Here is a 22876-nt window from a genome sequence, read left to right on the forward strand (position 1 = left end):
ACCGGCTATGACACGCCGCGACCACGGCTCGAACCGCCTGTCCAGGAGGTGGATGTGCACGCGCACGACCAGAAATCGCAGGGCAAGTCGGAGCATCGGGAACACAGCCGACCGACCGCACGGCAGCAGCCCGCGCCGCTGCACCTCCAGTCGATCCGTGCGATGCAGCGCACCATCGGCAACGCGGCCGTCGTCCAACTGCTCAGGCAACAGCGGCAGTCGGAGTCCACGGTGCAGCGCTCGACCGTCCACCAGGTGCTGCGGTCGCCGGGCCGCCCGCTGGCCGACGACGTGCGGGCGGAGATGGAGGCCCGCCTGGGCGCCGACTTCAGCAGCGTGCGGATCCACGACGACTCCGCCGCGGCCCGCTCCGCAGCCGACGTCAGCGCCCGCGCCTACACCTCGGGCGAGCACGTCGTGCTCGGCCACGGCGGCACCGACAAGCACACGTTGGCCCATGAGCTCACCCACGTCATCCAGCAGCGCTCGGGCCCCGTGGCCGGTACCGACCAGGGCAACGGACTGTCCGTCAGCGACCCCGGCGACCGCTTCGAGCGCGCCGCCGAGGCGAACGCCGTCCGGGCGCTGAGTCGGACGATACCTCCGGCCGTCCAGCGGGTCGCCGCCCAAGCCCACACCCCCGGGCCGGAGTTGCCGGTGCAACGCGCCTTCACCGGCAAGCCGTACGTCACCTACGGTGCGCTGAACGGAAACGGCGTCGGCACCTCGATGCACGCCGAACTCTGGCCCGGGCAGCTCGGCAAGGGCTCCAAGCCCAGCGTCCAGCCGTCCTGGTGGCCGACCGGGAGCGGCGCGACCGCCGACTGGTTCAGCAAGTACATGGTGCAGGGGCACCTGCTCAACGAGCAGGTCGGCGGCCCCGGCAACACCATGACCAACCTGACTCCACTCTGCAAGTCCGCGAACTCGGCGCACCACGCGAAGGTCGAGAAGGACGTCAAGGCCGAGGTACTGACCAACGGCAACGTCGTCGAGTACGCCGTGACGGCCGACTACAGCACCCACCCGGCGGGGAAGGACTTCGCGCCGCTCGCGAGCTCGGTGGAGGCCGACATCGACGCCAACTACTCCGCCAAACTCGCCGGCAAGATCGAGGCCGAGTACACCGTCTACGACACCGCCGGCAACGAACTGCACGGCGACGCGTGGGAGATCGAGAACAACCGGCTGTAGCACCTGCTGGCGCCCGTGAAGGAGACGTACGTGACCACCCCCCGCGCCCGGCTGGCCGCGATGATCGAGGACCTGGAGCGCAACCCCCGCGTGCAGCTCCTGGAGGCCGCCGTCGCACCGCCGACCCCACCGTCCGACATCGAACTCGCCGTCCGCCTGGCCCACGGCCGCCTCCCGAACGGCGTCGAGGCGTTCTACCGCGAAGTCGGCGCGGTCCGCCTGAGGTGGCGTCACACCGTCCCCGAGCTCCTCCACGACGACCTCTCGGACCAGGGCCTCATCAACCTCCTCCCGCTGCGCGAAGTCTTCGCCGATTGGTACGGCGTCACCTGGCACTCGCCACAGGATCAGGAGTACCGCCCCGTCAAACCCTTCGACATGTTCGTCCCCGAGGCCTGCGCGGCGTTCGTTCCCCCCCTCGACTCCGTCCACTACCACTACTTCGGCGAGGAGCTGTACGACACGGGGTACTCGTTCGACGCCTACCTGGAACGGTTGCTGGCCTCCCGCGGCTACTGGTACTGGCCGCAGACGCTCTGCCGGGAGTTGGAGGAGAGCACGGAGGTCACCGCGTTCCGTCGCGCGATGCCGGTGATCTTTCCGGACTACGACGACGCACTGTTCCGGCCGATGCGACGCTGAACCGGTGGTGCTCGTAACGCTCCCGCGCCGGAGCGGGTGGCACGAGCGCACCCGAGGGGGCGGCGCGATGGGTGGGTTGGTGGCGGGCCTACCCGGGGCCGCCCCCTGGCCGCGGGGGACAGGGCCTCAGCCGGACCGGGCGGCGCCAGGTGCGGCGGCTGCTCTCTACTGCGGCTGGCAGTTCTCGTGTCCCGTGATACCGATCCGCACTCCGCATCACCCCAACCCTTCAGCGCGCTCATCCAGTTCCTCGGCCCCAGGTACGTCGCGGAGGCGGAAGAGGCGGGCTCGCATGTCGTTGACGGCGTCCTGGACCTTGATGGAGCGGATGCCGTCCGCGCAGTCGAGGAAGTCGTTCCAGGACGCGAGGGCGCCGTCGATGTCGTCCTGACGTAGGCGGACGGTGCCGAGGTCGGCGAGGACGATCGCGCGGGTGCGGCGGCGGTCGAGGCCGTGGATGTCAAGCGCGTGATGGAGGTGTTCCTGCGCGCTGGTGTAGTCGCCGAGTCGGGCGAGGATCATGCCGGACTCATGGGCCCACCGGCCGATGCTGTAGTGCGAGGCCCATGACTCGCCCGGGGCGTCGGTGGCACGTTCGATCGCGGTCTGCGAGGCCGACAGCGCGGCGGTAGCGGTGCGACGGTCGCCGTCGAGGGCGGCGGCGTTGGCCAGGGTGGCCTGGTAGTAGGAGAGGGCCCGGGGAGAGTCGAGGGTCTTGGCCTGGTCGACGCACTCCTCCGCTATCCGCACGGCGGTGGGTCTGAAGCCGAGGTCGATGGCCTGGACGGCAAGGCCACGGAGGGCGGTGGCGGCCAGCTCGGCGTCGCCGGCCTCGGAGGCCAGGCGGAACGAGTGGGCATAGTACTGCTGGGCGGCGTCCTGGTTGCCCTCGTCCTGGGCCATCCATTCGGCCAGGTGCACCAGTTGGGACGTGGCCGCGAAGAGCTCGCGGCCGACGGCTTCGCTCCAGGTGCCGTCCAGCCAGGGCGCGACGTCGTCGTGAAGGTAACGGACGGCGAGGTGGCGGGCGTGTCCGCCGCCGAGTTCTGCTGCCGCGTCGCCGAGTGACTTGGTCATTTGGCGGATCGCTGCGACCTCTCCCCGGCCGACTTGGACCTTGCCACTGGACTTGAGTCGTACACGCCGGAGCACGGCGTTGGGGTCAGGCAGGCCTAGCGCCGCGAGCGCGTAGGCGCTGGAGGCGGCTACGAATCCCCGGCGATCCACCACGCCCCTCCGGGGGAGCTCTGTGTATGAACCCACGCCATCTCCATCGTTGGTCGCGTAATAGCAAGTTGATGGATAATCAATTCATTCTGCTTGCAGGGACATTGGGCCGCTGCGAGCCATCCGTTCCCGCCCGGCAGGGGGTCGGCCCCGGTCCGTCTCGACGGTCCGGGGCCGACGGCCGCCTACCGCAAGGGCCACGAGTTCGTCGGGTGGTCGAGCCACGCCCACTGGCCGTTGGGCGTCACTGTCAAACCGAGGCGGTCGGGGCCGGGGCGGCCGTTGTCGAGCCACCACCGGTGCGCGGCTTCGACCTCGTTCCACACGCGGCGCGGGCCGTGCTGCCAGACGGTGTAGTGCTCGGTGTTGTCCGTGCCATCCCAGTCGACGGCGGCCCAGGAGGTGCCATCGGTCGTGGCTACCCAGAGGCGGGTATCGACGCCGTCGAGATCTGGGTCGTGGTGCCAGGCGTACCAGAGGTCGCCGAGGCGGTGGCCGAGGGCGAACTGGGTCTCGATCGGAGAATCGGCGACCGCCCAGGGGTCGAGGGTGGTCGTGGACTCAGTCGGGACGTGGTCGTCCATCACGACGTCGCGGAAGAGACGGAGATCGTGGCGCTGAGTTCGCATCAGTATGAACGCACTGTCGGGCGTGTAGCGGCCCATGGCACCTCCGTCGTCGCCCACGGTGAGGCGGAGCAGGCCACAGTGGCTCCAGTCGTCGCACCAAGGGGTGAGGATGACGCCGCCCGGCCTGGTCTGTTCGATCCAGGTGTAGGGAACCTGCCGTACTGAGCAGGTCGCCACAACCCGGTCGTACGGTGCCTCGGCGCTCCAGCCGAGGCTTCCGTCGCCGCAGACGACGGCAGGGGCGTAGCCGTTGGCCCTGAGGCTGGAGCGGGCGAGCTCGGCCACGGTGGGGTCGATCTCGATCGTGGTGACGTTGACGTCGCCCAGCCGGTGCGAGAGGAGCGCGGCGTTGAACCCGGTGCCCGCGCCGATCTCCAGGACTCGCATTCCAGGTGCGAGGCCGAGAAGTTCGAGCATCTGGAAGACGACCGACGGCGCCGAAGCCGAGGAGGACGGCGAGGCGTCGGACGCGTCCTCCGGTTCATGTCCGTCGTTGATCTGCGTCACCACGGGTACGTCGCCGTAGGCTGCGGCGAACCAGCGATCGGGCTCGCGCTCACGATCGCAAGGCGTGAGGGGCTCATCGTCGTCACTGGAGAGCCAGATCCGGTCAGGCAGGAAACGATGGCGCGGGGTCGCTTCGGCGGCCCTGCACCACTCGGGGGCTACGTCGTGGCCGAGGTGACGGGAGACGGCCTGGAGCAGACCGCGCAGGGCGGTCTGTTCCAGGTCGGGCTGGTGTGTCGTCACTTGCTCTTGTCGCCGCCCTTGCTGTGCTTGCCGGTGGACTTGCCGGACTGGTGATCCTGGTTCTGGGGAGACGTGTTGAAGTCCTTCTTGTTCTTGTCCGCGTGCTTGCCCTGACCGCCGTCGTTGGACCCTCTGCCGCCGCCGGAGCTTCCGCCCTTGCCGGTACCCCATCCCATGTGATTCTCCTACCTGATGGCGGTGCTCGTCGTGGTGTCGCCGGTCGTCGTGCCGCTCACTGGGATCATCGGCCCGGGCCCCGGCGGTGCCGGGGGCGGCGGGGGCTTGGGCTGCGGAGTGGTCACGATCGCGCTCCTTTGTGGGAGATTGGTGGATGCTCCGGCCTCGTCGGATCGTCGGCGGCTGCACGCCGACGGCTGGCCTGTGTGCGTCAGCGAGGGCATCTGGCTAACCTCAGCCGGGGATGTCTACGACGGTAGATGTTCGAGATCAGGCCTTGAAGTGACCACCAGTACCGGTATGTTGGCGCGAACTCCCGAAGGTGGGGGCTCTCATGCGGTCGAGTTCACAGGAAACCCTGACTGCTGGTCAGGGGCGGATGTCACGTCTGCGATCGGGCACCATCTCGGGGTACGTCTTTCGGGTGATACGCGAACAGCATGGCTGTACACAGGACGAGTTCGCCGCGCGGCTGGCAGTGTCCCCGGACACCATCGCCGGCTGGGAGAGTGGCCGACGCCCGCTCACAGCCGTGCCTGTCGGTCAGATGCTCGTGCATCGTCACCGGCTGCTGCACATGGGTACGGCCCCCGTACTTCTCCAGACGCTGGAACGGGCCTTCGAGGCGGACATCCTCCTCGCCGGCGCCCTTGAGGAGCGAGCCTCGATGCGGAACAGCCCGCTAGGGTCGATGGTCCTGCAGCGAGACCTCGTAGAGGTCCTCATGTGGCCGCTCGGCGGTGTAGCGCCGAAGGCCGTGCGTGACCTGCCGACCCCATCACGTTCACGAAGGGGTCCGGTACCGAGCGGGCCGGAGCTCGCCGTCGCTGACCGCATCCGGTTCTTCGCGGGCATGCGGCAGGCGGCTGAGGAAGCTCGGGAGAGGGACCATTTCCTTGTGCGCCGCCAGGCGCTGTACCTCGCGGGGTATGACGACCACGGCGACACGCGGGAGTGGCTCGCCCACCAGCAACGAATCGAGAAACCGGACGACTGGCTGACTCGCTGGCTCAACTCCCGCTCGGTCGCGATGGTCTCCGCCCGCCACGGCGACCGTGACCGCATGAGTCACTTCATCGACAGGGAACTTGTCGATGAGGACGGTGCTGTCGCGAATCTCAACTATTGGGCCTACTGGATCGGTGAGATCCCGTCCCTCGAACTGTCCGATGACTTCATTGCCGCTCGGACACCGGGACCGTGGCCAGGTGACAAACTCCTCACCCACCTCGCTCAGGGCCTTGCCCCTCAGCATGGGTATGCCGAGCTCAACATCCACACGGTGTGGTCGCTGCTCCAGCTGCGACCGACCCTGTTGCGCTCCGGAGCCGCAGCCCGTGCACTACGCGAACGGCTTCCGGTGATGTTGGATGGTCGGGAGCTCTCGCCACGGGGGCGACGTGAACTCGACAGTATCCGCTACGCGATCCGCCTCGCCGAGGCGTGAGAGGAGCCAGACGGTGACGGAGGACCTGACCTCGGTGGCGAGGTTCCTGTTCGAAGCCGGGACGCTCAAGCAGACCAAGCGTACGGGCTGGTGGATGGCCGGGGTCCGCGATCCCGAGTCGGTCGCCGAGCACTCCTGGCGGACCGCGCTGATCGCCTCGGTCATCGCCAAGCTCGAAGGAGCCGATCCGGCACAGGCCGCTTTCCTAGCGGTGTGGCACGACTCTCAGGAGACGCGTACCGGGGACGTCAATCATCTGGGCAAGAAATATGCGCCGAGTGCCGATCCGGTGGCGGTGACGGCCGACCAGATTGCCGGCATGCCGGAGGTCCTGGCCTCGACCATCCAGGATCTCGTCGCGGAATACGAGGGGAAGGACTCGCCGGAGGCGGTGTGTGCCCGAGATGCGGACAAGTTGGAGTGCATGATTCAGGGCGTCGAGTACAAGGCCCAGGGCTACGCGAACGCGCAGCGATGGATCGACAACAGCCGTGCACGGATCACCACGAAGTCCGCCAACGCGCTCGCCGATGCCGTCTTGGCGACCGACTCCCTCGACTGGCTCCGCGCTGCTCTTGGTGAGAAGCCGCTCTGAGACGGGCCCGGATAGTAGTGGGTCCGCCGTGCCGGGGCTGGCGCCGGCAGTCCGATGTCATGGTGGACGGTGCTGAGCGCGTGATCTGACGGAGGGAACAGGATGGCGATCGAAGCGGAGCTCAAGGCAATCGTCCGCGACCCGGAAGGAGTGCTCAAGCAGTTGGAGGACCGGCACGGCGTCGGCCGCGTCGAGGTCTACCGGGACACCTATTACGACGCGCCGGACGGCAGCCTGATGGGCGCCGACCGTGAGCTGCGGATCCGCACGGTGCACAGTTCGGACGACACGCGCACGGTCCTTACCTATAAGGGCGCCCGGGTGGACGAGGCCTCCGGCTCGAAGCCGGAGGCCGAGACTAGGGTTGAGGATGCCGAGGCCGCGCACGAGATCGTGCGGGGCCTCGGCTTCACCCCGCGTATCGCGTTCGAGAAGCGGTGCCGCAACTACAGCTTCCAGCGCGATGGACGGAGTCTGCTGGCCACGCTCGTTCGCGTTCCCGAGTTGGACGATGCGACGTTCATCGAGGTGGAAACGGTGGCTGCTACCGAGGCCGACCTCGTGTCGGCTCTTACTCTGGTCCGCATGGTGTTGGCCGAACTCGGTATCAGTGAGATCGATTTGACCAACGAGCTGTACACCGATGCTGTCGCGGCGGCGCGACCGGCTTGACCGGAGGGTCGAGCGGGCCGCCCACGTGGGCGGCCCGCTGGTAGACCTCAGGGGTGTCAAAGGAGCTCTTCCGGGTTACCGGTGTGCCCCCTGCGGCCACAGCACCTCAACCGGCACGCCGTGCTGCTGTGCGTACGCGACCACGTCCGCCGTTCCGCCGAAGCCCCGGGCCGGCAGGCCGTCCCAGATGGCGAGGAGCTTGTCGACCTGCTGGACCAGGATCTCGCTCCCGGCCATGTGTGCGGCTTCGTCGGATTTCACGTGCCCAGTGCGGTGAATGGCGCTAGCTTTTCCCAACAACCGGTCGTAGACCGGGTGATGCCACTCTGGCAGCCCGTCCCTGTAGTGATCGGCAGGAATGACGACCTCCAGCTGTCCACCCCGTTCGAGCCCGATCTCCGCGAGCCAGGCATCTGGCCCGTCCGCGATGCAGGACACGACCGTGAGTGCACTCGGATCCTCACCCCCGAGAGCGTCTTCGAGTAGCTGTCGAACCTGCCCCTGGACCTCGGCGGTCAACCCCCGGTGCCCTGTGATCCCGATCCGCATGCACATCACCCCGTTGCATTTGCGCGCTTGGCGAGCTTCACCAGCTCCGATGGTGCGCTCCGGCCGGCGATGAGGACGAGCTCGCGGATGGTTGCCCGAGCGGTTGTGTGGCTTCGGACGCTTTCCGGCGCCAACTTCTCGGCCTGAAGGAGACATTCGATGGCTTCCCCGAGCTGTCGCCGTTGAGCGTGAGCCCGCCCGAGGTCGATCAGTAGCCTGGACCTTCGCTCGGGCGAGAGCTGTCCGGCATCGATCCGGAGTCCCAGATCCAGCGCCTCGCCTGCATCGCCGAGGTCGACGGCCGCTGAGACGGCCTGGATCTCAACGTTCGTGGGGCCGAACTCCAGATTGAAGTCGTTGCGGTCCTCGCCGAGCCGCGCGGCGACCTCTCGGGCGTTCGCAAGTTCCGTCCGGGCTTGCTCGCGTTGGCCGGCGCGGGCGGCGGCCAACGCGAGGACCAGGTGGAGCGCGCCGAGAACGGAGAGCGCTTCAGGCGGCGGGTTGTCCGTCGAGGTGTACGCATGTAGGGCCGTCGCGGCGCTCCCGGCCGAGTGTTCTGCCTGGTCCAGCCGTTGCAGCCGGACGAATGCGTGCGCCATTCGGTAGATGCCGGCGAAGACATGCAGTGGTCGTCCGGATTGCTCAGCTGCACGGATGGCGCGATCAGCGGCCACCCACGCCGCATCGGCCTCGTCCTGGCGGACGAACGCTGCTGAAACCGCCTGATATGCCTGGCTGAGAAGTAGGTGGATCTCGGGTCGTCCGTCCGGGGTGGCGGAGCGCGCGGCCCTCTCCAAACGCGGTAGGACGTTGGTAATGGCCGTGCTCAACTCGGCGAATCGTGCGCTGTGCGTCAGCTGCCAGAGATCCTCAACAGCAGCGGTCAGCTCGACCACGTCGGGCGTGCGTGTCTCGGGGCGCTCATTGAGCAGCGAGTCGAGAGCTGGATGACCCGAGAGGCAAAGTCGTGCCTGGTCAAGGTCGTTGGTCTGATCCCCTGTAGCGGAATCGGGCGCGGCAGGCGACGGCGCATCGGGCCGCAGCGTCTGAACGGACACGCCGAGGCCGTTCGCCAGCAAATGGAGCACGTCGAGGCGGACCACGGGCTGGACGCCGCGCTCGACCTGCGACACCCAGCTGGCAGTTCGGTTGATGGCGGCGGCGAGTTGATCCTGCCTCATGCCTCGACTCTTGCGGAGCTGGGCGACTCGGGCACCGAACGCGCGCCGCTCTTCAGGGCTCATTGGGCAGCCTTGTCGCCCGATGAGCCCTTGCCGGAGATCTCCTCCAGGAACGTGACCTCGAACGATTCGAGGTACTGGCCACGTTCAGCCAGGAACCGACGGACATGCGGCTGACGTTCGTGCTCCTCGAACGCTGCACGGTCCGCGTACAGCTCGTAGAAGACCCGGACGCGGGGCTCGTCCGGCACAACGTGGTTGACATAGACGAGCGTTCCGGGCTCCTTGGTGCGGATGCCTTTGAGGGCTTCCGCTGCCAGGGCGTCGAAGGCGTGAGCCGCTGCCGCGTCGCGGGCGACGAAGCGCACAACCAGACCGAATCCCATGGTTCTCCCCTTCCTGGATTGGTTGAGTCTCGCACGACTCGGTGAAGGCCTGCGAGTAGCAGAGTCACTTGACTCGCAGTTTTTCTGCGACTACTTTCGGTGTTGCCGCCATGGCAGAGAGCTATGAGGGAATCCCTTTCGCTGCCGCATGTCGGTGGCCACTGTCCATCTGCAGTGATGGAGGAGCAATGGGGTGGAGCGTGATCGTCAGCCCGCTCAGCAATGCGCGGTTTCCAGTTCCTTTGGAGTGGGGCGAGCCGCCAGGGGCCGACGCCGTGCCGGCGGCGCGGCGGTTGGTGGTGGCGATCCTGCGGGCGTGGGGTGTGCCGCTGTCGGCTGATGCGTTGAAGGAACTGGAGCTGTGTGCGAGCGAGGTGATCGCCAATGCGATGGTGCACACCAAGGAGCGCTGTGTCGTGACTGTCCGGCGTCGGGCCGGGCGGGTGCGGGTGGAAGTCGCCGACCGATGTGCCGAGTTGCCGGCTCAGGAACGCGACGAGGAAGCGACCGGTGGACGGGGCCTCCTGCTGGTGGAGGCGCTGGCGCACGCGTGGGGGTGGCGCCCGGCGGGGCCTGGCAAGGTGGTCTGGTTCGAGTGCCTGGAAACCGCCGAAGCGCCGTGCCCCACGCACGGGTGGGGCACGGCGCATGACCTTCATGCTCTGCCGGAGGTGGCGTAGTGGCGAGCGTTGCGCGCCTGGTGTGGTGGGTGCTGTTCTCGGCCGCAGTGGTTGCGGGGTTCGCGTCGGGTTGTGACCGCTAGCGGGCCTCCAGGGTCTCCTTCATGACCTGGGCGCCCCGGGTGACGCGGAGGCGGACCTGCTCGGCCATCTCATGGGGCAGGACGTCGGTGGTCCAGATGAGGCGGCAGCGGTCCGCGCCCTCGGGGGCGACATGAAATGACGCGTGGTGGTGGGTGAGGGGGATCTTGAAGCCCTCGACTGCTGAGTACGCGAGGCGACGCAGGTCGTCGTCGATGCTGACGATCAGCTCGCGGATGACCGCGCCGCCGGGCATGGTCAGGTACCGAACGTCGCCGTCGATGCGGGTGTCGAGGACGTAGCCGGGGATGAGGCGCTTGTGCACCGCGCCCACGTCCCGTACGGCGTCCCAGACTTCGTCCGCGTCGGCCTCGATGACGACGTCCTCGGCAATGGTGGCGATGGTCCTCTGCTCCTGTCAGGGGGTGCCGAAGAAGCTGTCCAGGATCTGTTGCGCGGCCAGCCCTGCGGGCAGCGTACCGGCGCGAACCTGAGCTTCCAGCGACGGGGTGAGCTGCTGGACGTCGGGGTGTTCGTGCAGCCGCGCGTAGAGCTGGTCGTGGACCATCGACCACGTCCACTCGACCTGCTGCTCCCGCCGCTTGGCGGTGAGCGCGCCGGTGGCGTCCAACACCTTACGGTGCTGCTGCAGCCGCTCCCACAACACGTCCAGCCCGGCGCCGTCCCGCCCGCTACAGGTCAGGACGGGCGGCGTCCACGCCGCGTCCGGCGCCTGCAACAGCCGTAGCGCGCCCGCGAGTTCACGCGCAGCCGCCTTCGCGTCGCGCTCGTGCGGCCCGTCCGCCTTGTTGACAGCGATGACGTCCGCCAGCTCCAGGACGCCCTTCTTGATGCCCTGGAGCTGGTCGCCGGTCCTGGCCAGGCTGAGCAGCAGGAAGGTGTCGACCATCCCGGCCACCGTCGTTTCGGACTGGCCGACGCCGACGGTCTCGATCAGTACGACGTCGTAGCCCGCCGCCTCCATCACCACCATCGACTCCCGGGTGGCCTTGGCGACGCCGCCCAGCGTCCCCGAGGTCGGCGACGGCCGGACGAAGGCGTTCGGGTCGACCGCCAGCCGCTCCATCCGGGTCTTGTCGCCCAGGATGGAGCCGCCCGTCCGGGTGGACGTCGGGTCGACGGCGAGCACCGCGACCCGGTGGCCCAGCCCCGTCAGCATCGTGCCGAAGGAGTCGATGAAGGTCGACTTGCCGACCCCGGGCACCCCGGTGATACCCACCCGGACCGCACCTCCCGCGTGCGGCAGCAGCCGCTGGAGCAGCTGCTGCGCGAGCGCGCGGTGGTCGGGCCGGGTGGACTCGACGAGGGTGACGGCGCGCGCGATCCAGGCGCGCGAGCCGTCCAGGACACCCGTCACGTAGCTGTCGAGGTCGATCGTCCTCGGTGGCATGGCCTAAAGATCCCAGCTCACAGCTCGTGGCCGAGGTCGGCCGCCAGCGACTTCAGCAGGTCGTAGGCGGCTTCCGGGATCACGGTGCCGGGCGGGAACACCGCCGCCGCGCCCGCCTCGTACAACGCGTCGAAGTCCTGCGGCGGGATGACCCCACCCACCACGATGGTGATGTCCTCCCGCCCCGCTGCGGCGAGTTCGGCCCGCAGCGCGGGCACCAGCGTCAGGTGACCGGCGGCCAGCGAGGAGACGCCGACGATGTGGACGTCCGCCTCGACGGCCTGGCGGGCGACCTCGGCCGGGGTCTGGAACAGCGGGCCGACGTCCACCGTGAAGCCGAGGTCGGCGAAGGCGGTGGCGATCACCTTCTGGCCGCGGTCGTGGCCGTCCTGGCCCATCTTGGCGACCAGGATGCGCGGGCGGCGGCCCTCGGCCTGCTCGAACCGCTCGACCAGGTCCCGGGTGCGCTGGAGGGGGGCCGACGGGCCCGCTTCGTCACGGTACACACCGGAGATGGTACGGATCTGGCCGGAGTGGCGGCCGTACACCTTCTCCAGGGCGTCCGAGATCTCGCCGACGGTGGCCTTGGCCCGGGCCGCGTTGACGGCCAGGTGCAGCAGGTTGCCGTCCAGCGAACCGCCGCGCTGCGGACCGGCCTCGGCGGCCCGGGTCAGCGCGTTCAGCGCGTCCTGGCACGCGGCCTCGTCGCGCTCCTCGCGCAGTCGGCGCAGCTTCTCGATCTGCCGGGCGCGTACCGCGGAGTTGTCGACCTTGAGCACGTCGATCTGCTCGTCGCTCTCGACCCGGTACTTGTTGACGCCGATCACCGGCTGGCGGCCGGAGTCGATCCGGGCCTGGGTGCGGGCCGCGGCCTCCTCGACGCGCATCTTGGGGATGCCCGCGTCGATCGCCTTGGCCATGCCGCCGGCCGCCTCGACCTCCTGGATGTGCTGCCAGGCCCTGGCCGCCAGGTCGTGGGTGAGCTTCTCGACGTAGGCCGAGCCGCCCCACGGGTCGATCACCCGGCAGGTGCCCGACTCCTGCTGCAGCAGCAGCTGGGTGTTGCGGGCGATGCGGGCGGAGAAGTCGGTGGGCAGCGCGAGCGCCTCGTCCAGGGCGTTGGTGTGCAGCGACTGGGTGTGGCCCTGGGTGGCGGCCATCGCCTCGACGCAGGTACGCGTCACGTTGTTGAACACGTCCTGGGCGGTCAGCGACCAGCCCGAGGTCTGCGAATGGGTGCGCAGCGAAAGCGACTTGGGGTTCTTCGGGTCGAACTGCTTGACCAGCTTGGCCCAGAGCAGCCGGGCCGCGCGCAGCTTGGCGACCTCCATGAAGAAGTTCATGCCGATCGCCCAGAAGAACGACAGCCGCGGCGCGAAGGCGTCCACGTCCAGCCCCACGTCCAGGCCCGCGCGCAGGTACTCCACCCCGTCGGCCAGGGTGTAGGCCAGCTCCAGGTCGGCCGTCGCACCGGCCTCCTGGATGTGGTAGCCGGAGATGGAGATCGAGTTGTACCGGGGCATCTTCTGCGAGGTGTACGCGAAGATGTCCGAGATGATCCGCATCGACGGCTGCGGCGGGTAGATGTAGGTGTTGCGGACCATGAACTCCTTGAGGATGTCGTTCTGGATGGTCCCCGCGAGCTTCTCGGGCGGGACGCCCTGCTCCTCGGCCGCGACGATGTACAGCGCCAGGACGGGCAGCACCGCGCCGTTCATGGTCATCGACACCGACATCCTGTCCAGCGGGATGCCGTCGAACAGCTGGCGCATGTCGTAGATCGAGTCGATGGCGACACCGGCCATGCCGACGTCGCCGGTGACGCGCGGGTGGTCGCTGTCGTAGCCGCGGTGGGTCGGCAGGTCGAAGGCGACCGAGAGGCCCTTCTGACCGGCCGCCAGGTTGCGGCGGTAGAAGGCGTTGGACTCCTCGGCGGTGGAGAAGCCGGCGTACTGGCGGACGGTCCAGGGCTGGTTGACGTACATGGTCGGGTACGGCCCGCGCAGGTACGGGGCGACGCCCGGGTAGGTCTCCAGGAAGTCCAGACCGGTCAGGTCCGCCGCGGTGTACAGCGGCTTGACGCCGATGCCCTCGGGGGTGTCCCAGACCAGTTCGTCGACGTCCTTGCCGGTGGACTGCCGCCAGGCGGACTGCCATTGGGCGTCGGTGACGTCCGAGGCGGCGTCGCCGGTCAACCCGATTCCGGTGAAGTCGGGGATCATCGGGCCACTCCGATCTGGTCCAGCAGGGAGGTCAGGACGGAGACCGCGTCCCCGCCCGCGTAGATGAACTCGTCCACTCCGGCGGGCACGTCGGCCGGCCGGCCGGCCAGCAGCACCCGCTGGGCGCCGGCCGCCTTCAGCGCTTCGGCAATCGGCGAAGCGTGCTCGCCGTAGAGGGCGTCGCTGGAGCACAGGCAGGCGACGGTGGCGCCGGAGGCGGTGAACGCCTCCGCGAACGCCGCCGGGTCCACGCCCTCGACCGCGGACGTCGCGATGCCGCCCGCCTGGAACAGGTTGGCCGCGAAGGTGGTGCGCGCGGTGTGCGCGGCGGCGGTGCCGATCGAGGCCAGGAAGAGGGACGGGCGGGCGCCGGTCGCCGCGAGATGAGCGTCCGAGCGGTCGCGCAGCGCCTCGTACGCCTCGGCGCGGCGCACCTGCGGCAGGCCGCCGGCGTGCCCGGCCGGGGCCGGCTCGCGGACCAGCGGCTGCTCGTCCAGGTGCGGGAACTCGCTGACGCCGGTGACCGGTTCGCGCCGCTTGGCGAGCTTCACGGACCGCTCCGCCCAGGTCGCGGCGATCCGCTCGCCGATGAGACCGGACTCCAGAGCGCCGCGCTGGCCGCCGGCCCGCTCGATCTCCTGGAACCAGGCCCAGGCGGCCCGCGCCAGCTCGTCGCCCAGCTGCTCTACGTACCAGGAGCCGCCGGCCGGGTCGATCACCCGGGACAGGTGGGACTCCTCCAGCAGGATCGACTGGGTGTTGCGGGCGATCCGGCGGGCGAAGGCGTCCGGCAGGCCGAGCGCGCTGTCGAAGGGCAGCACGGTGACGGCGTCGGCGCCGCCGACTCCGGCGGCCAGGCAGGCGATGGTGGTGCGCAGCATGTTCACCCACGGGTCGCGGGCGGTCATCATCACCCGGGAGGTGACGGCGTGCTGGCGCTGCGCCGAGGCCTCGGCGGAGGCGCCGGACACCTCGGCGACGCGGGCCCACAGGCGGCGCGCGGCACGGAACTTGGCGATGGTCAGGAACTGGTCGGCGTCCGCGGCGTAGCGGAACTCCAGCTGGCCGAGCGCCTCGTCCACCGACAGCCCGGCGGCGGTCAGCGCGCGCAGGTAGGCGACGCCGGTGGCCAGCGAGCAGCCCAGCTCCTGGGCGGGGGAGGCGCCGGCCTCGTGGTACGGCAGGGCGTCGACGGTGAGGGCCCGGACGTTCGGGTGGTCGGCGGCGCAGCGGGCGGCCAGCGCGGTGGCCGCGGCGAGCAGCGCGTCGGTGCGGGCGTCGTCGCCGGTGCGGGCCTGGAGGCCGAGCGGGTCGGCGCCGAGGTTGCCGGCGGCGGAGCCGGGGGAGACCTCGCGCTCCTCGTACAGCTTGAACAACTGCTCGGCGGCGTCGGCGAATTCGGGGCCGGCGTCGAGCGCCACGGCGGCCAGGTCCAGGTACACCCCGGCGAGCGCCTCGGGCAGGGCCGTCACCGGCAGACCCGCGGCGCCCAGCTCCAGCCAGAGCGAGCCGACGCCGTTCTCCAGGTCCGCGAGGACCGCCTCGTTGGTGCGCCGCCGGTCGGGGTCGGCGTGCCGCTGCCGCACGTCCCACCCGGCGACGGCGGAGCCCTGCGGCCGTCCGCCGCGGACGAACGGCGGGAAGCCGGGGTAGCCGGGCTCGGCCGAGCTGTCTTCGGCGGTGTACAGCGGGCGGGCGCGCAGGCCGTCCTGGAGTGCGGTGCTGAGCGCCCGCTCGGCGGCGGCGCCGTCCTCGGGCTGGGCACCGGACTTGCGCAGCACGCCCTCGACGAGCTGCTGCCACTGCTCGCGGTGCGCGGCCGGGAACTCGGCGGCGAGGGGGAGCCCTTCGGGCGGGACCTTCATGTCCGCAGGTTAGCGCCCGTTCGTGGACCGGCAGGAGGGGAGTCGCGTGTGACCTAGTTCTCGATTTGGTCAGCCTTTAGCACTCCGCCCGCCAGGGAGTGCCGCGAGGCTGTGCACTCCGCCCGCCGGGGAGTGTCCCGACGGTGCTGTCGGGGCGGGCGCAACACCGGTGGCACGGCACACGATCGATCGTCCGAAAGTGCCCGGATCAGGGGGATTGCGGAACCTCACCACTCATCTATTAAGTTACTTCGAAGAAGGTGGGTGGGGGCGGCATCCCCCGTACGTCCCCACCCGCCTTCGCCGTGCCCCGCACGTTCCTGACGCCCCTGCACGCCCCCTGCACGCCCCCGGCAGGTCCCGAACGCCCCCGAAGGAGATCCCACCGCGATGGGAAAGCGCCGCAAGCCCAGCCCCCCGAGCCGGGCCCGCCTGGCGGTCCTCACCACGGCCATGGCCGGCGGTGCGGTGCTCGCCTCCGGCACCGCCCACGCCGAGCCCGCCCCGAGCCTCGCCACCGTCAAGGAGCAGGTGGACAAGCTCAACGAGGAGGCCGAGCAGGCCATCGAGCAGTACAACGGCTTCCAGGACAAGCAGCAGAAGCTCCAGGGCGACGCCAACAAGATCCAGGAGAAGGTCGCCCGCGGCCAGGAGGCGATGAACGAACTGCGCACCCGGCTCGGCGGAGTGGCCGCCGACCAGTACCGCGGCAACGGCATCGACCCGTCCGTCCAGCTGATGCTCGACTCCGACCCGGCCGCCTACCTGGAGCGCGCCTCGGTGCAGAACCAGGTCGCCGACACCCAGACGGCCCTGCTCAAGCAGGCCCAGGAGGAGCAGCGCAAGCTCGACCAGGACCGCACCGAGGCGACCGCCACCCTCGCCCGGCTCGACTCCGTCGGCGCCGAGCTCGCCGAGAAGAAGAAGCAGATCCAGGCCAAGCTCGCCCAGGCCCAGGCCATGCTCAACAAGCTCAGTGCCGAGGACCGCGCCAAGGTCAACGCCCAGCAGTCCGCGGAGAAGGCCAGGGCCGAGGCCCAGAAGGCGGCCGCCGCCGACCGCGCCTCCCGCTCCACCCAGCGCCCCGACCTGAACGCCCCGGCCCCGCCCGCCGGCGGCCGCGCCGCCACCATCGTCAGTTTCGCCTACGCCCAGCTCGGCAAGCCCTACGGCTGGGGCGCCACCGGCCCCAGCAGCTTCGACTGCTCCGGCCTCACCGGCGCCGCCTACCGCGCGGCGGGCGTCAAGCTCTCCCGGATGTCCCAGGACCAGTGGAACGACGGCCCCCGCGTCGCCCGCGCCGACCTCCAGCCCGGCGACCTGGTCTTCTTCTACGGGGACATCCACCACGTCGGCATCTACATCGGCGACGGCAAGATGATCCACGCCCCCCGCACCGGCAAGAACGTCGAGGTCCTCCCCATCGACGCCATGCCCTACGTCGGCGCCGTCCGCCCGTAGCGGGTCAGCGGGTCAGTCCGTCACCGAGAGGACGATCTTCCCGGTGGTGCGGCCCAGTTCGCCCAGCCGGTGCGCCTCGGCGGCCCGGGCCAGCGGGAGGACGGTGTCGACCAGGACCCGCAGGCGGCCGGACTCGACCAGGCGGGAGATCTCCCGCAGGCCCTGGTGGTCCGGTTCGACCAGCATGAAGACGGCGTGGACGCCCGCGGCCCCGGCCTCGGCGATGGGGAAGGCGTCGGTCGGCGGTTCGATGGAGACCAAGGTGCCGCCGGGGCGCAGGGAGCGCAGCGAGCGGGACCAGCTGGGGCCGCCGATCGGGTCGAGGACGACGTCCACCTCGCGGACGGCCTCGGCGACGTCCCGGGTGCGGTAGTCGACCAGCTCGTCCGCGCCGAGCCCGCGCAGCAGGTCGTGCTTGGCGCTGCTCGCGGTGCCGATCACGTACGCGCCCCGGGCCTTGGCGATCTGGACGGCGAGGTGACCGACCCCGCCGGCGGCGGCGTGGACCAGCGCCCGCTGTCCCGGCTGGAGGTCGGCGGTGTCCACCAGGGCCTGCCAGGCGGTGAGCGCGGCCAGCGGGAGTCCGGCCGCCTCGACGTGGGTCAGATTCTTGGGGCGCGGCGCGAAGTGCCGGGCGGGAGCCGCGACGTACTCGGCGTAGGCGCCGGCCGGCTGCGGGAAGCTCGGCATGCCGTACACCTCGTCGCCGGGGCGGAAGAGCGTCACGCCGTAGCCGACCGCCTCCACCACGCCCGAGACGTCCCAGCCGAGGGTGAACGGGGGCGTGCCACCGTTCGCGAAGACGCCCCGCGAACGGGTCTTCCAGTCGGCCGGGTTGACCCCGGCGGCGTGCACCCGCACCAGGATCTCGCCCCGGCCCGGTTCCGGGCGGGCGGTCTCCACCAGCCGCAGCACCTCGGGGCCGCCGACGGTGTCCTGCGAGATCGCGTGCATGGTGTGGGACATGTCGTACTCCTCCGATCACGGGCCCGCGGTTCCGGGCACGTCGTCAGAGTGCCGGTGCGTGACGGCCCCTGGTGGTGGCGCGACGGCCACGTGGTGAAAGGATCCGGCCATGCACCACGTCGGCGTACTCGCCCTGGACGGCGTCTTCCCCTTCGAACTCGGCATCCCGGCCAGGATCTTCGGCACCGCCCGGGACGAGGCGGGCCGCCCCCTCTACACCGTCACCACCTGCAGCCTGGACGGCGCTCCGGTCCGCACCGCCGCCGACTTCGACCTCGCGATCTCCCGGGACGCCTCGCTGCTCGCAAACGTCGACACCGTGGTCGTCCCGCCCTCCCAGCGGCTCGGCGACATCCGCGAGCACGGCACCCTGCCCGAGACGCTGCGGGCGGCACTGGCCGGGATCCGTCCCGGCGCCCGGATCGTGGCCATCTGCACCGCGAGCTTCGTCCTGGCCGCCGCCGGGCTGCTCGACCGGCGCCGGGCCACCACCCACTGGCGGGAGGCCGACCGGCTGCAGCGCATGGTCACCACCGCGCGGATCGACCCGGACGTCCTGTTCGTCGACGACGGCGACGTCCTCACCTCGGCCGGGGTCGCCGCCGGCATCGACCTCTGCCTGCACCTGGTCCGCCGCGACCACGGCAGCCGGGTCGCCAACGAGGTGGCCCGCTCCTGCATCGTCCCGCCCTGGCGCGACGGCGGCCAGGCCCAGTACATCCGCCGTCCCGTTCCCGATGCCTCCGCCGCCGGCACCGCCGCCACCCAGGCCTGGGCCCTGGAACACCTCGCCGAGCCGCTCACCCTCGCCGACCTCGCCGCCCACGCCCACACCAGCGTGCGCACCTTCTCCCGCCGCTTCCGCGAGGAGACCGGCACCACCCCGGCCCAGTGGCTCGTCGGTCAGCGCCTGGACCTCGCCCGCCACTACCTGGAGACCACCGACTGGCCCGTCCCGCTGGTCGCCCGGCGCTCGGGCCTCGGCACGGGCGCGTCGCTGCGCCAACATCTGCGCGCGGCCGTCGGGGTGGGTCCGCAGGCGTACCGCAGGACCTTCCGTGCCGCCTGACGCCCGGCAGCGCCGACGCTCGGCGATCGCGGAGGCGGAACCGCGAGGGGCGGGTGCCCGCACAGCCGCCCCTCCTGTGTGCCCGGCAAAGTGCCGACGGGCCCGGCCGCCCCGAGGAGGGCGGCCGGGCTGTTCGCGATGATCCGGGGACTCCGGCTCAGTTGGCGATGATCTGGAGCTTCCCACTGGTGCCGATGGTGCCGGTCACGTAGAGGGTGTGGCCGTCCGGGCCGGCGGCCAGGCCGTCGAGAGCGTCCTCGTCGGGGGACACCGTTTCGGCCGGGACGACACTGCCGGTGGCGGTGTCGATGGCGAGCACCGACGGGCCCGCCGTGTAGTCGTTCTTGGCGACGTAGAAGCGCGTGCCGTCCGCGCTGAGCTGCGGGGCACGCAGGTCGGCAAAGCCGCTGACCAGGGCGAGGTGCTGGGTGACGGTGTCGGCGGCGGGGTCGATCAGGTCGGCCTGGCCGCCGTTGGAACCGTTCGCCACGGCGAACAGGCGGGTGCCGTCCTGGGTGAAGGCGGGGTAGTAGTCGAGCGCCGAGGCGGTGCCGGTGACGGTGCCGACCAGGGTGGGGGTGGCGCCGGCCGTGCTGACGTGGACGACGCCGCCGCTGCTGCCCACGTACAGGTCCCGGCCGCCCGGCCGGACCGCGGCCGTGCCGGTGAAGCTGCCGGGCACCTGCACCGAGCCGGTGAAGGCCGGCTGCGCGGTGGAGTACGCCAGTACCCGGCCCTGCCCGTTCTGCCGGTACGCCGTCGGTCCGTTCTGCACGACGTAGACGGTGCCGCCGTCGGGGCTCACCGTGAGGCCGGTCAGCGTGCCCGGGTTCCAGCCGGCCTGGCGCGGCTGGTCGGGCAGGGCGGTGGTGGCGACCACGCTCAGCGAGGCGGTGTCCACCACGCTCAGCTGCTGCCCGTTCGCGACATAGAGACGGGCGCCGTCCGGGCTGAGCCCGGCGGTGAGGTCGACCTGGCTCGTGTTCAGGGCTACCTGGCCGGTGATCGCGTCGGTCTGGGTGTCGATCGCCTTGACCTGGACGAGGTTGCCGGTGCCGGTCACCACGACGTAGGCCTTGGTGCCGTCCGGGCTGACGAGGGGCTGGGCGTGGTTGGCGCCGATCGTGACGACGGCCTCCGTGCCGGAGACCGGTGCGGCCGCCTCGGCGCCGGTGCCGGTCAGGGTCAGGACGGCGGCCGCGGCGATCGCTGTGGTCCAGCGGACGGCCTTCGTACAGGTGTGCGTGGACATTGATCCCCCTTGTGCGCACCGCACGGTGCGGTGCCGGAGGCAGGCTAACCGATCGCACCGACGGTCCTGACGAACGGTCAGTAGGCGAATCCTTCCGGCCGGGGTGCACTACGGGTGCGGCGCGCACGCCAGCACGTACGGCAGCACCGGCAGCGCCGCGACCGCCAGCCACCCGGCCAGTTGGCGCCGCCGGTCGCCGCCGGGCCGGGCCAGCCGGCGGACCCGGGTCAGCACCCCGGTGGAGGCCACCCCCAGGGACTCGCCCGGAGCCGTACCGGAAGTGGCCAACGCGCAGAGCGCCGACGCCAGTTCGCCCCGCGACACCTTCGCCAGCGCCGCGTCGTCCGCCGCCATCTCCAGCAGCAGTGCCACCTCGGAGCGCCCCAGCCGGGCCAGCGGCAGCGGTCCGAGCAGCAGCGCGAAGGTGTCGGCGGGCAGCCGGAACAGGTGGTGGCGGCCGCGGATGTGCCCGTGCTCGTGCGCGACGGCTGCGGCGAGCTGCCGTTCGTCGAGCAGTCGCAGCGCCCCGCGCGACAGTACGACCCGGGAGCGGCGCCCGGGCAGGCAGTAGATCGTCGGGTGGGCGTGCTCCAGCACCAGCGCGCCCCAGTGCAGGTCCTGTACGGCGACCACGTCCAGCACCGCCCGGTGCCGACGCCGGGCCCGCCCGGCCCGGGCGCCGACCGCGGCCAGCGCGAGGGCGAGCAGCACCCCGGCGGCGGCCAGCAGCCACCAGTCGTGGGTGTGCGGCACGACCGGCCCGGCCGGTTCGAGGTGGGGGAGCAGCCCGAGCAACCCGGCCGGCTCGTGGGCGGCGGGCTCCAGCGCGTGGTGCGCGGCGAGCACCAGGGCGACGGTGAAGGAGGCCATCAACGCCAGCCAAAGCGCCGCGCCCAGGGCCGGACGGGCCTGGAGCCGGGTGGAGCCGGCCAGCCGGCGGGGCAGCAGGACGCCGGTCACGGCCAGGTAGAGGCCGAGCAGGGCGAGCGTCACTCGGTGTCCCGGGCCTTGACCTGTTCGAGGGCGGCGAGCAGGGCGGAGGCCTCGTCCCCGCTGATCCGGTCGACGAAGCGCAGCAGCGCGCCGGCCCGGTCCGGGGTGGTCTCCAGCGCCTGGTGCATCAGCTCGGCGGTGTACACCTCGCGGGTGCAGGTCGGTTCGTACACCCAGGCGCGGCCGACCTTGTCCCGGCGCAGCCAGCCCTTGGTGTGCAGGATGTCGGCGACGGTGGTCACGGTGGTGTACGCGACCGGCCGCTGCCGCTGGAGGTCGTCGACCACCTCGCGCACCGTGGCCGGACGGCCCCAGGACCAGAGCCGGTCCATGATCTCGGCCTCAAGATCGCCGAACCCCCGCAGCACCGCCGTGGTCTCCCTCGCCGAACCGACCGCCGGCGCCCTTCGCCCGCTGGAACGCGGCCCATGGTACGGCGAGCGCCGAGTCGCCGGTGGTCGAGTCGAGTGCGCCGGTCGACCCCGGTGAGCTGTTCGGCTACATATGCCGGTGAGCTGCATATATCGAGCGCGAGAGGGTGGATGGTGCGTTTGGTCAAAGTTCTACAAAGGTGTCGAAGATCAGTCGAAAAGGTGAGTAGGCCGTCCGTGGCGGGTCTATGCTTTGGGAGGTTTGAAAAGGCACCTCGTTCGGTGAGGCGTCTTCACGGACACAGGCCACTGACCCGACGACGTCGAGAGACGCCCAGGTTCAGGACAGGTCTTCCCGACTTAAGGGTTGACCCCAAGTGGCTTCCGGCCGGGCAGGCTGGACACGCCGTGGAGTGCCAAAGCTCTGACGAGTTGGGGTGTACCGGTCCATCCTGATCGGTGTGCTCCTTGCCGTGTCGTGATGCGGCGCACAGATAGTGCGCCCCCGGCCGGGAGGAGGCGAGAGACATGGACTGTCCTAGTCCGGGCCACAGTTGCCCCTATCCCCGCATGCTCTCGAACACCTCCGGCACGCGGTAACAACCTTCCCTGCGCGTTCACCCGGTACGTCGTCCTGCGCTCAACCGTGCCCGGACGCAAGCCGTCTGACGCATCGTCATGCCCGTACGGCCGCCGCCGCTCAGCGTCGCCGTGCGGAGTCGATGTCGTACGCCCGCAGGGAGGATCGCTGCTGCGTGCCCCCTGTCGCCCTCTCAAGGAAGAGGGCAGGGAGGCCCTGCCATGACCAACGTGATGCTGGACCCGAAGGTTTCCACGGTCCCCACCGCTCCCACCGCCGCACGGTCCGCCGTGCTCGACGACGCCCACGTCGGCGACATCAAGGGCGCGCTCGGCACCATCCGGCTCGACGACACCACCCCCCGCAGCGGGCTTTCCGCCCGACTCAAGACGCTGCTCGCGATCGTCGGCCCGGGCCTGATCGTGATGGTCGGGGACAACGACGCGGGCGCCTTCTCCACCTACGGCCAGGCCGGC

22 protein-coding genes, 1 pseudogene and 1 riboswitch are annotated in these 22876 nt (G+C 70.6%); of the genes and pseudogenes, 9 read left to right on the top strand and 14 right to left on the bottom strand.

Annotated features, from left to right (window positions below; genetic code table 11):
- The first annotated feature begins 54 nt into the window (after nt 1-54).
- Nucleotides 55-1194, top strand: coding sequence for a DUF4157 domain-containing protein (locus ACFQ87_RS13785; protein WP_380610915.1), 1140 nt, complete (start codon nt 55-57; stop codon nt 1192-1194).
- A 30-nt stretch (nt 1195-1224) separates the two neighbouring features.
- On the top strand, nt 1225-1836 hold the full coding sequence (locus ACFQ87_RS13790) for a hypothetical protein (RefSeq protein ID WP_380610916.1): 612 nt from the start codon (nt 1225-1227) through the stop codon (nt 1834-1836).
- A 216-nt stretch (nt 1837-2052) separates the two neighbouring features.
- Here ACFQ87_RS13790 and ACFQ87_RS13795 read toward each other — a convergent pair whose 3' ends face one another.
- From ACFQ87_RS13795 to ACFQ87_RS13805, 3 genes are all read right to left on the bottom strand, one after another.
- The gene (locus ACFQ87_RS13795) at nt 2053-2913 is read right to left on the bottom strand and encodes a tetratricopeptide repeat protein (protein ID WP_380610917.1); all 861 of its coding nucleotides are present in this window, start codon (nt 2911-2913) and stop codon (nt 2053-2055) included.
- 335 nt (nt 2914-3248) lie between these two features.
- Nucleotides 3249-4442, bottom strand: coding sequence for a methyltransferase domain-containing protein (locus ACFQ87_RS13800; protein ID WP_380610918.1), 1194 nt, complete (start codon nt 4440-4442; stop codon nt 3249-3251).
- On the bottom strand, nt 4439-4618 hold the full coding sequence (locus ACFQ87_RS13805) for a hypothetical protein (RefSeq protein WP_380610919.1): 180 nt from the start codon (nt 4616-4618) through the stop codon (nt 4439-4441). The genes ACFQ87_RS13800 and ACFQ87_RS13805 overlap by 4 nt, the downstream gene beginning before the upstream one ends.
- A 380-nt stretch (nt 4619-4998) precedes the next feature.
- On the opposite strand from ACFQ87_RS13805, the gene ACFQ87_RS13810 reads away from it, so the two are divergent.
- The 3 genes from ACFQ87_RS13810 to cyaB all read left to right on the top strand — a co-directional run bounded on the left by ACFQ87_RS13810 (nt 4999) and on the right by cyaB (nt 7333).
- Nucleotides 4999-6066, top strand: coding sequence for a helix-turn-helix domain-containing protein (locus ACFQ87_RS13810; RefSeq protein WP_380610937.1), 1068 nt, complete (start codon nt 4999-5001; stop codon nt 6064-6066).
- 13 nt (nt 6067-6079) lie between these two features.
- On the top strand, nt 6080-6661 hold the full coding sequence (locus ACFQ87_RS13815) for an HD family hydrolase (RefSeq protein WP_380610920.1): 582 nt from the start codon (nt 6080-6082) through the stop codon (nt 6659-6661).
- A 102-nt stretch (nt 6662-6763) separates the two neighbouring features.
- Nucleotides 6764-7333 (top strand): class IV adenylate cyclase, encoded by a 570-nt coding sequence (gene cyaB / locus ACFQ87_RS13820; RefSeq protein WP_380610921.1) that lies wholly within the window; start codon nt 6764-6766, stop codon nt 7331-7333.
- A gap of 75 nt (nt 7334-7408) precedes the next feature.
- Here cyaB and ACFQ87_RS13825 read toward each other — a convergent pair whose 3' ends face one another.
- The 3 genes from ACFQ87_RS13825 to ACFQ87_RS13835 are packed head-to-tail and all read right to left on the bottom strand — an operon-like array spanning nt 7409 to nt 9449.
- Nucleotides 7409-7882, bottom strand: coding sequence for a hypothetical protein (locus ACFQ87_RS13825; protein ID WP_380610922.1), 474 nt, complete (start codon nt 7880-7882; stop codon nt 7409-7411).
- Between the two features lie 5 nt (nt 7883-7887).
- Entirely contained in the window at nt 7888-9126 is a 1239-nt protein-coding gene (locus ACFQ87_RS13830; protein WP_380610923.1) for a helix-turn-helix domain-containing protein, read from the bottom strand.
- Entirely contained in the window at nt 9123-9449 is a 327-nt protein-coding gene (locus tag ACFQ87_RS13835; RefSeq protein WP_380610924.1) for a putative quinol monooxygenase, read from the bottom strand. The genes ACFQ87_RS13830 and ACFQ87_RS13835 overlap by 4 nt, the downstream gene beginning before the upstream one ends.
- Before the next feature lie 200 nt (nt 9450-9649).
- On the opposite strand from ACFQ87_RS13835, the gene ACFQ87_RS13840 reads away from it, so the two are divergent.
- Nucleotides 9650-10129 carry an ATP-binding protein gene (locus tag ACFQ87_RS13840; protein WP_380610925.1) on the top strand — a complete coding sequence of 160 codons (480 nt, stop codon included), beginning with the start codon at nt 9650-9652 and terminating at the stop codon, nt 10127-10129.
- A gap of 79 nt (nt 10130-10208) precedes the next feature.
- On the opposite strand, the gene ACFQ87_RS13845 is transcribed toward ACFQ87_RS13840, so the two are convergent.
- Genes ACFQ87_RS13845 through ACFQ87_RS13860 form a run of 4 tightly spaced genes read right to left on the bottom strand, consistent with a single transcriptional unit; the run spans nt 10209 to nt 15708 of the window.
- Nucleotides 10209-10613 (bottom strand): SRPBCC family protein, encoded by a 405-nt coding sequence (locus ACFQ87_RS13845; RefSeq protein WP_380610938.1) that lies wholly within the window; start codon nt 10611-10613, stop codon nt 10209-10211.
- A 15-nt stretch (nt 10614-10628) separates the two neighbouring features.
- Nucleotides 10629-11621 carry a methylmalonyl Co-A mutase-associated GTPase MeaB gene (gene meaB / locus ACFQ87_RS13850; RefSeq protein ID WP_380610926.1) on the bottom strand — a complete coding sequence of 331 codons (993 nt, stop codon included), beginning with the start codon at nt 11619-11621 and terminating at the stop codon, nt 10629-10631.
- A 17-nt stretch (nt 11622-11638) separates the two neighbouring features.
- Entirely contained in the window at nt 11639-13843 is a 2205-nt protein-coding gene (scpA, locus tag ACFQ87_RS13855; RefSeq protein WP_380610927.1) for a methylmalonyl-CoA mutase, read from the bottom strand.
- Nucleotides 13840-15708 carry a methylmalonyl-CoA mutase family protein gene (locus ACFQ87_RS13860; RefSeq protein WP_380610928.1) on the bottom strand — a complete coding sequence of 623 codons (1869 nt, stop codon included), beginning with the start codon at nt 15706-15708 and terminating at the stop codon, nt 13840-13842. The genes scpA and ACFQ87_RS13860 overlap by 4 nt, the downstream gene beginning before the upstream one ends.
- A 390-nt stretch (nt 15709-16098) precedes the next feature.
- Between ACFQ87_RS13860 and ACFQ87_RS13865 the strand changes: the two genes are divergently transcribed.
- Entirely contained in the window at nt 16099-17169 is a 1071-nt protein-coding gene (locus ACFQ87_RS13865) for an NlpC/P60 family protein (protein ID WP_380610929.1), read from the top strand.
- Nucleotides 17170-17181: 12 nt separating this feature from the next.
- Here ACFQ87_RS13865 and ACFQ87_RS13870 read toward each other — a convergent pair whose 3' ends face one another.
- Nucleotides 17182-18135 (bottom strand): NADP-dependent oxidoreductase, encoded by a 954-nt coding sequence (locus ACFQ87_RS13870; RefSeq protein ID WP_380610930.1) that lies wholly within the window; start codon nt 18133-18135, stop codon nt 17182-17184.
- 109 nt (nt 18136-18244) lie between these two features.
- Between ACFQ87_RS13870 and ACFQ87_RS13875 the strand changes: the two genes are divergently transcribed.
- Nucleotides 18245-19204, top strand: a complete 960-nt coding sequence (locus ACFQ87_RS13875) for a GlxA family transcriptional regulator (RefSeq protein ID WP_380610931.1) — start codon at nt 18245-18247, stop codon at nt 19202-19204.
- A 157-nt stretch (nt 19205-19361) separates the two neighbouring features.
- Here the strand turns inward: ACFQ87_RS13875 and ACFQ87_RS13880 are convergent, their stop codons facing one another.
- From ACFQ87_RS13880 to ACFQ87_RS13890, 3 genes are all read right to left on the bottom strand, one after another.
- Nucleotides 19362-20456 carry a hypothetical protein gene (locus ACFQ87_RS13880; RefSeq protein WP_380610932.1) on the bottom strand — a complete coding sequence of 365 codons (1095 nt, stop codon included), beginning with the start codon at nt 20454-20456 and terminating at the stop codon, nt 19362-19364.
- A 108-nt stretch (nt 20457-20564) separates the two neighbouring features.
- A complete protein-coding gene (locus tag ACFQ87_RS13885) occupies nt 20565-21449 on the bottom strand; it encodes a M56 family metallopeptidase (protein ID WP_380610933.1) in 885 nt (294 codons plus the stop codon).
- A complete protein-coding gene (locus ACFQ87_RS13890) occupies nt 21446-21814 on the bottom strand; it encodes a BlaI/MecI/CopY family transcriptional regulator (protein ID WP_380610939.1) in 369 nt (122 codons plus the stop codon). The genes ACFQ87_RS13885 and ACFQ87_RS13890 overlap by 4 nt, the downstream gene beginning before the upstream one ends.
- Nucleotides 21815-22087: 273 nt before the next feature.
- A riboswitch (M-box (ykoK) riboswitch) is annotated at nt 22088-22264 on the top strand.
- 369 nt (nt 22265-22633) lie between these two features.
- Here ACFQ87_RS13890 and ACFQ87_RS13895 point away from each other — a divergent pair.
- Nucleotides 22634-22876: pseudogene (locus tag ACFQ87_RS13895) on the top strand (manganese transporter); the annotation flags it as partial.

It is taken from the genome of Kitasatospora sp. NPDC056531 (genome assembly GCF_042794375.1).
Classification (GTDB): Bacteria; Actinomycetota; Actinomycetes; order Streptomycetales; family Streptomycetaceae; genus Kitasatospora.

Bases quoted from the DNA above. Each gene is read 5' to 3' on its own strand.
- ACFQ87_RS13795 (WP_380610917.1), bottom strand. From the start codon at position 2,913: ATGACCAAGTCACTCGGCGACGCGGCAGCAGAACTCGGCGGCGGACAC.
- ACFQ87_RS13805 (WP_380610919.1), bottom strand. From the start codon at position 4,618: ATGGGATGGGGTACCGGCAAGGGCGGAAGCTCCGGCGGCGGCAGAGGG.
- ACFQ87_RS13810 (WP_380610937.1), top strand. From the start codon at position 4,999: ATGTCACGTCTGCGATCGGGCACCATCTCGGGGTACGTCTTTCGGGTG.
- cyaB (WP_380610921.1), top strand. From the start codon at position 6,764: ATGGCGATCGAAGCGGAGCTCAAGGCAATCGTCCGCGACCCGGAAGGA.
- ACFQ87_RS13825 (WP_380610922.1), bottom strand. From the start codon at position 7,882: ATGCGGATCGGGATCACAGGGCACCGGGGGTTGACCGCCGAGGTCCAG.
- ACFQ87_RS13830 (WP_380610923.1), bottom strand. From the start codon at position 9,126: ATGAGCCCTGAAGAGCGGCGCGCGTTCGGTGCCCGAGTCGCCCAGCTC.
- ACFQ87_RS13835 (WP_380610924.1), bottom strand. From the start codon at position 9,449: ATGGGATTCGGTCTGGTTGTGCGCTTCGTCGCCCGCGACGCGGCAGCG.
- meaB (WP_380610926.1), bottom strand. From the start codon at position 11,621: ATGCCACCGAGGACGATCGACCTCGACAGCTACGTGACGGGTGTCCTG.
- scpA (WP_380610927.1), bottom strand. From the start codon at position 13,843: ATGATCCCCGACTTCACCGGAATCGGGTTGACCGGCGACGCCGCCTCG.
- ACFQ87_RS13860 (WP_380610928.1), bottom strand. From the start codon at position 15,708: ATGAAGGTCCCGCCCGAAGGGCTCCCCCTCGCCGCCGAGTTCCCGGCC.
- ACFQ87_RS13865 (WP_380610929.1), top strand. From the start codon at position 16,099: ATGGGAAAGCGCCGCAAGCCCAGCCCCCCGAGCCGGGCCCGCCTGGCG.
- ACFQ87_RS13870 (WP_380610930.1), bottom strand. From the start codon at position 18,135: ATGTCCCACACCATGCACGCGATCTCGCAGGACACCGTCGGCGGCCCC.
- ACFQ87_RS13875 (WP_380610931.1), top strand. From the start codon at position 18,245: ATGCACCACGTCGGCGTACTCGCCCTGGACGGCGTCTTCCCCTTCGAA.
- ACFQ87_RS13880 (WP_380610932.1), bottom strand. From the start codon at position 20,456: ATGTCCACGCACACCTGTACGAAGGCCGTCCGCTGGACCACAGCGATC.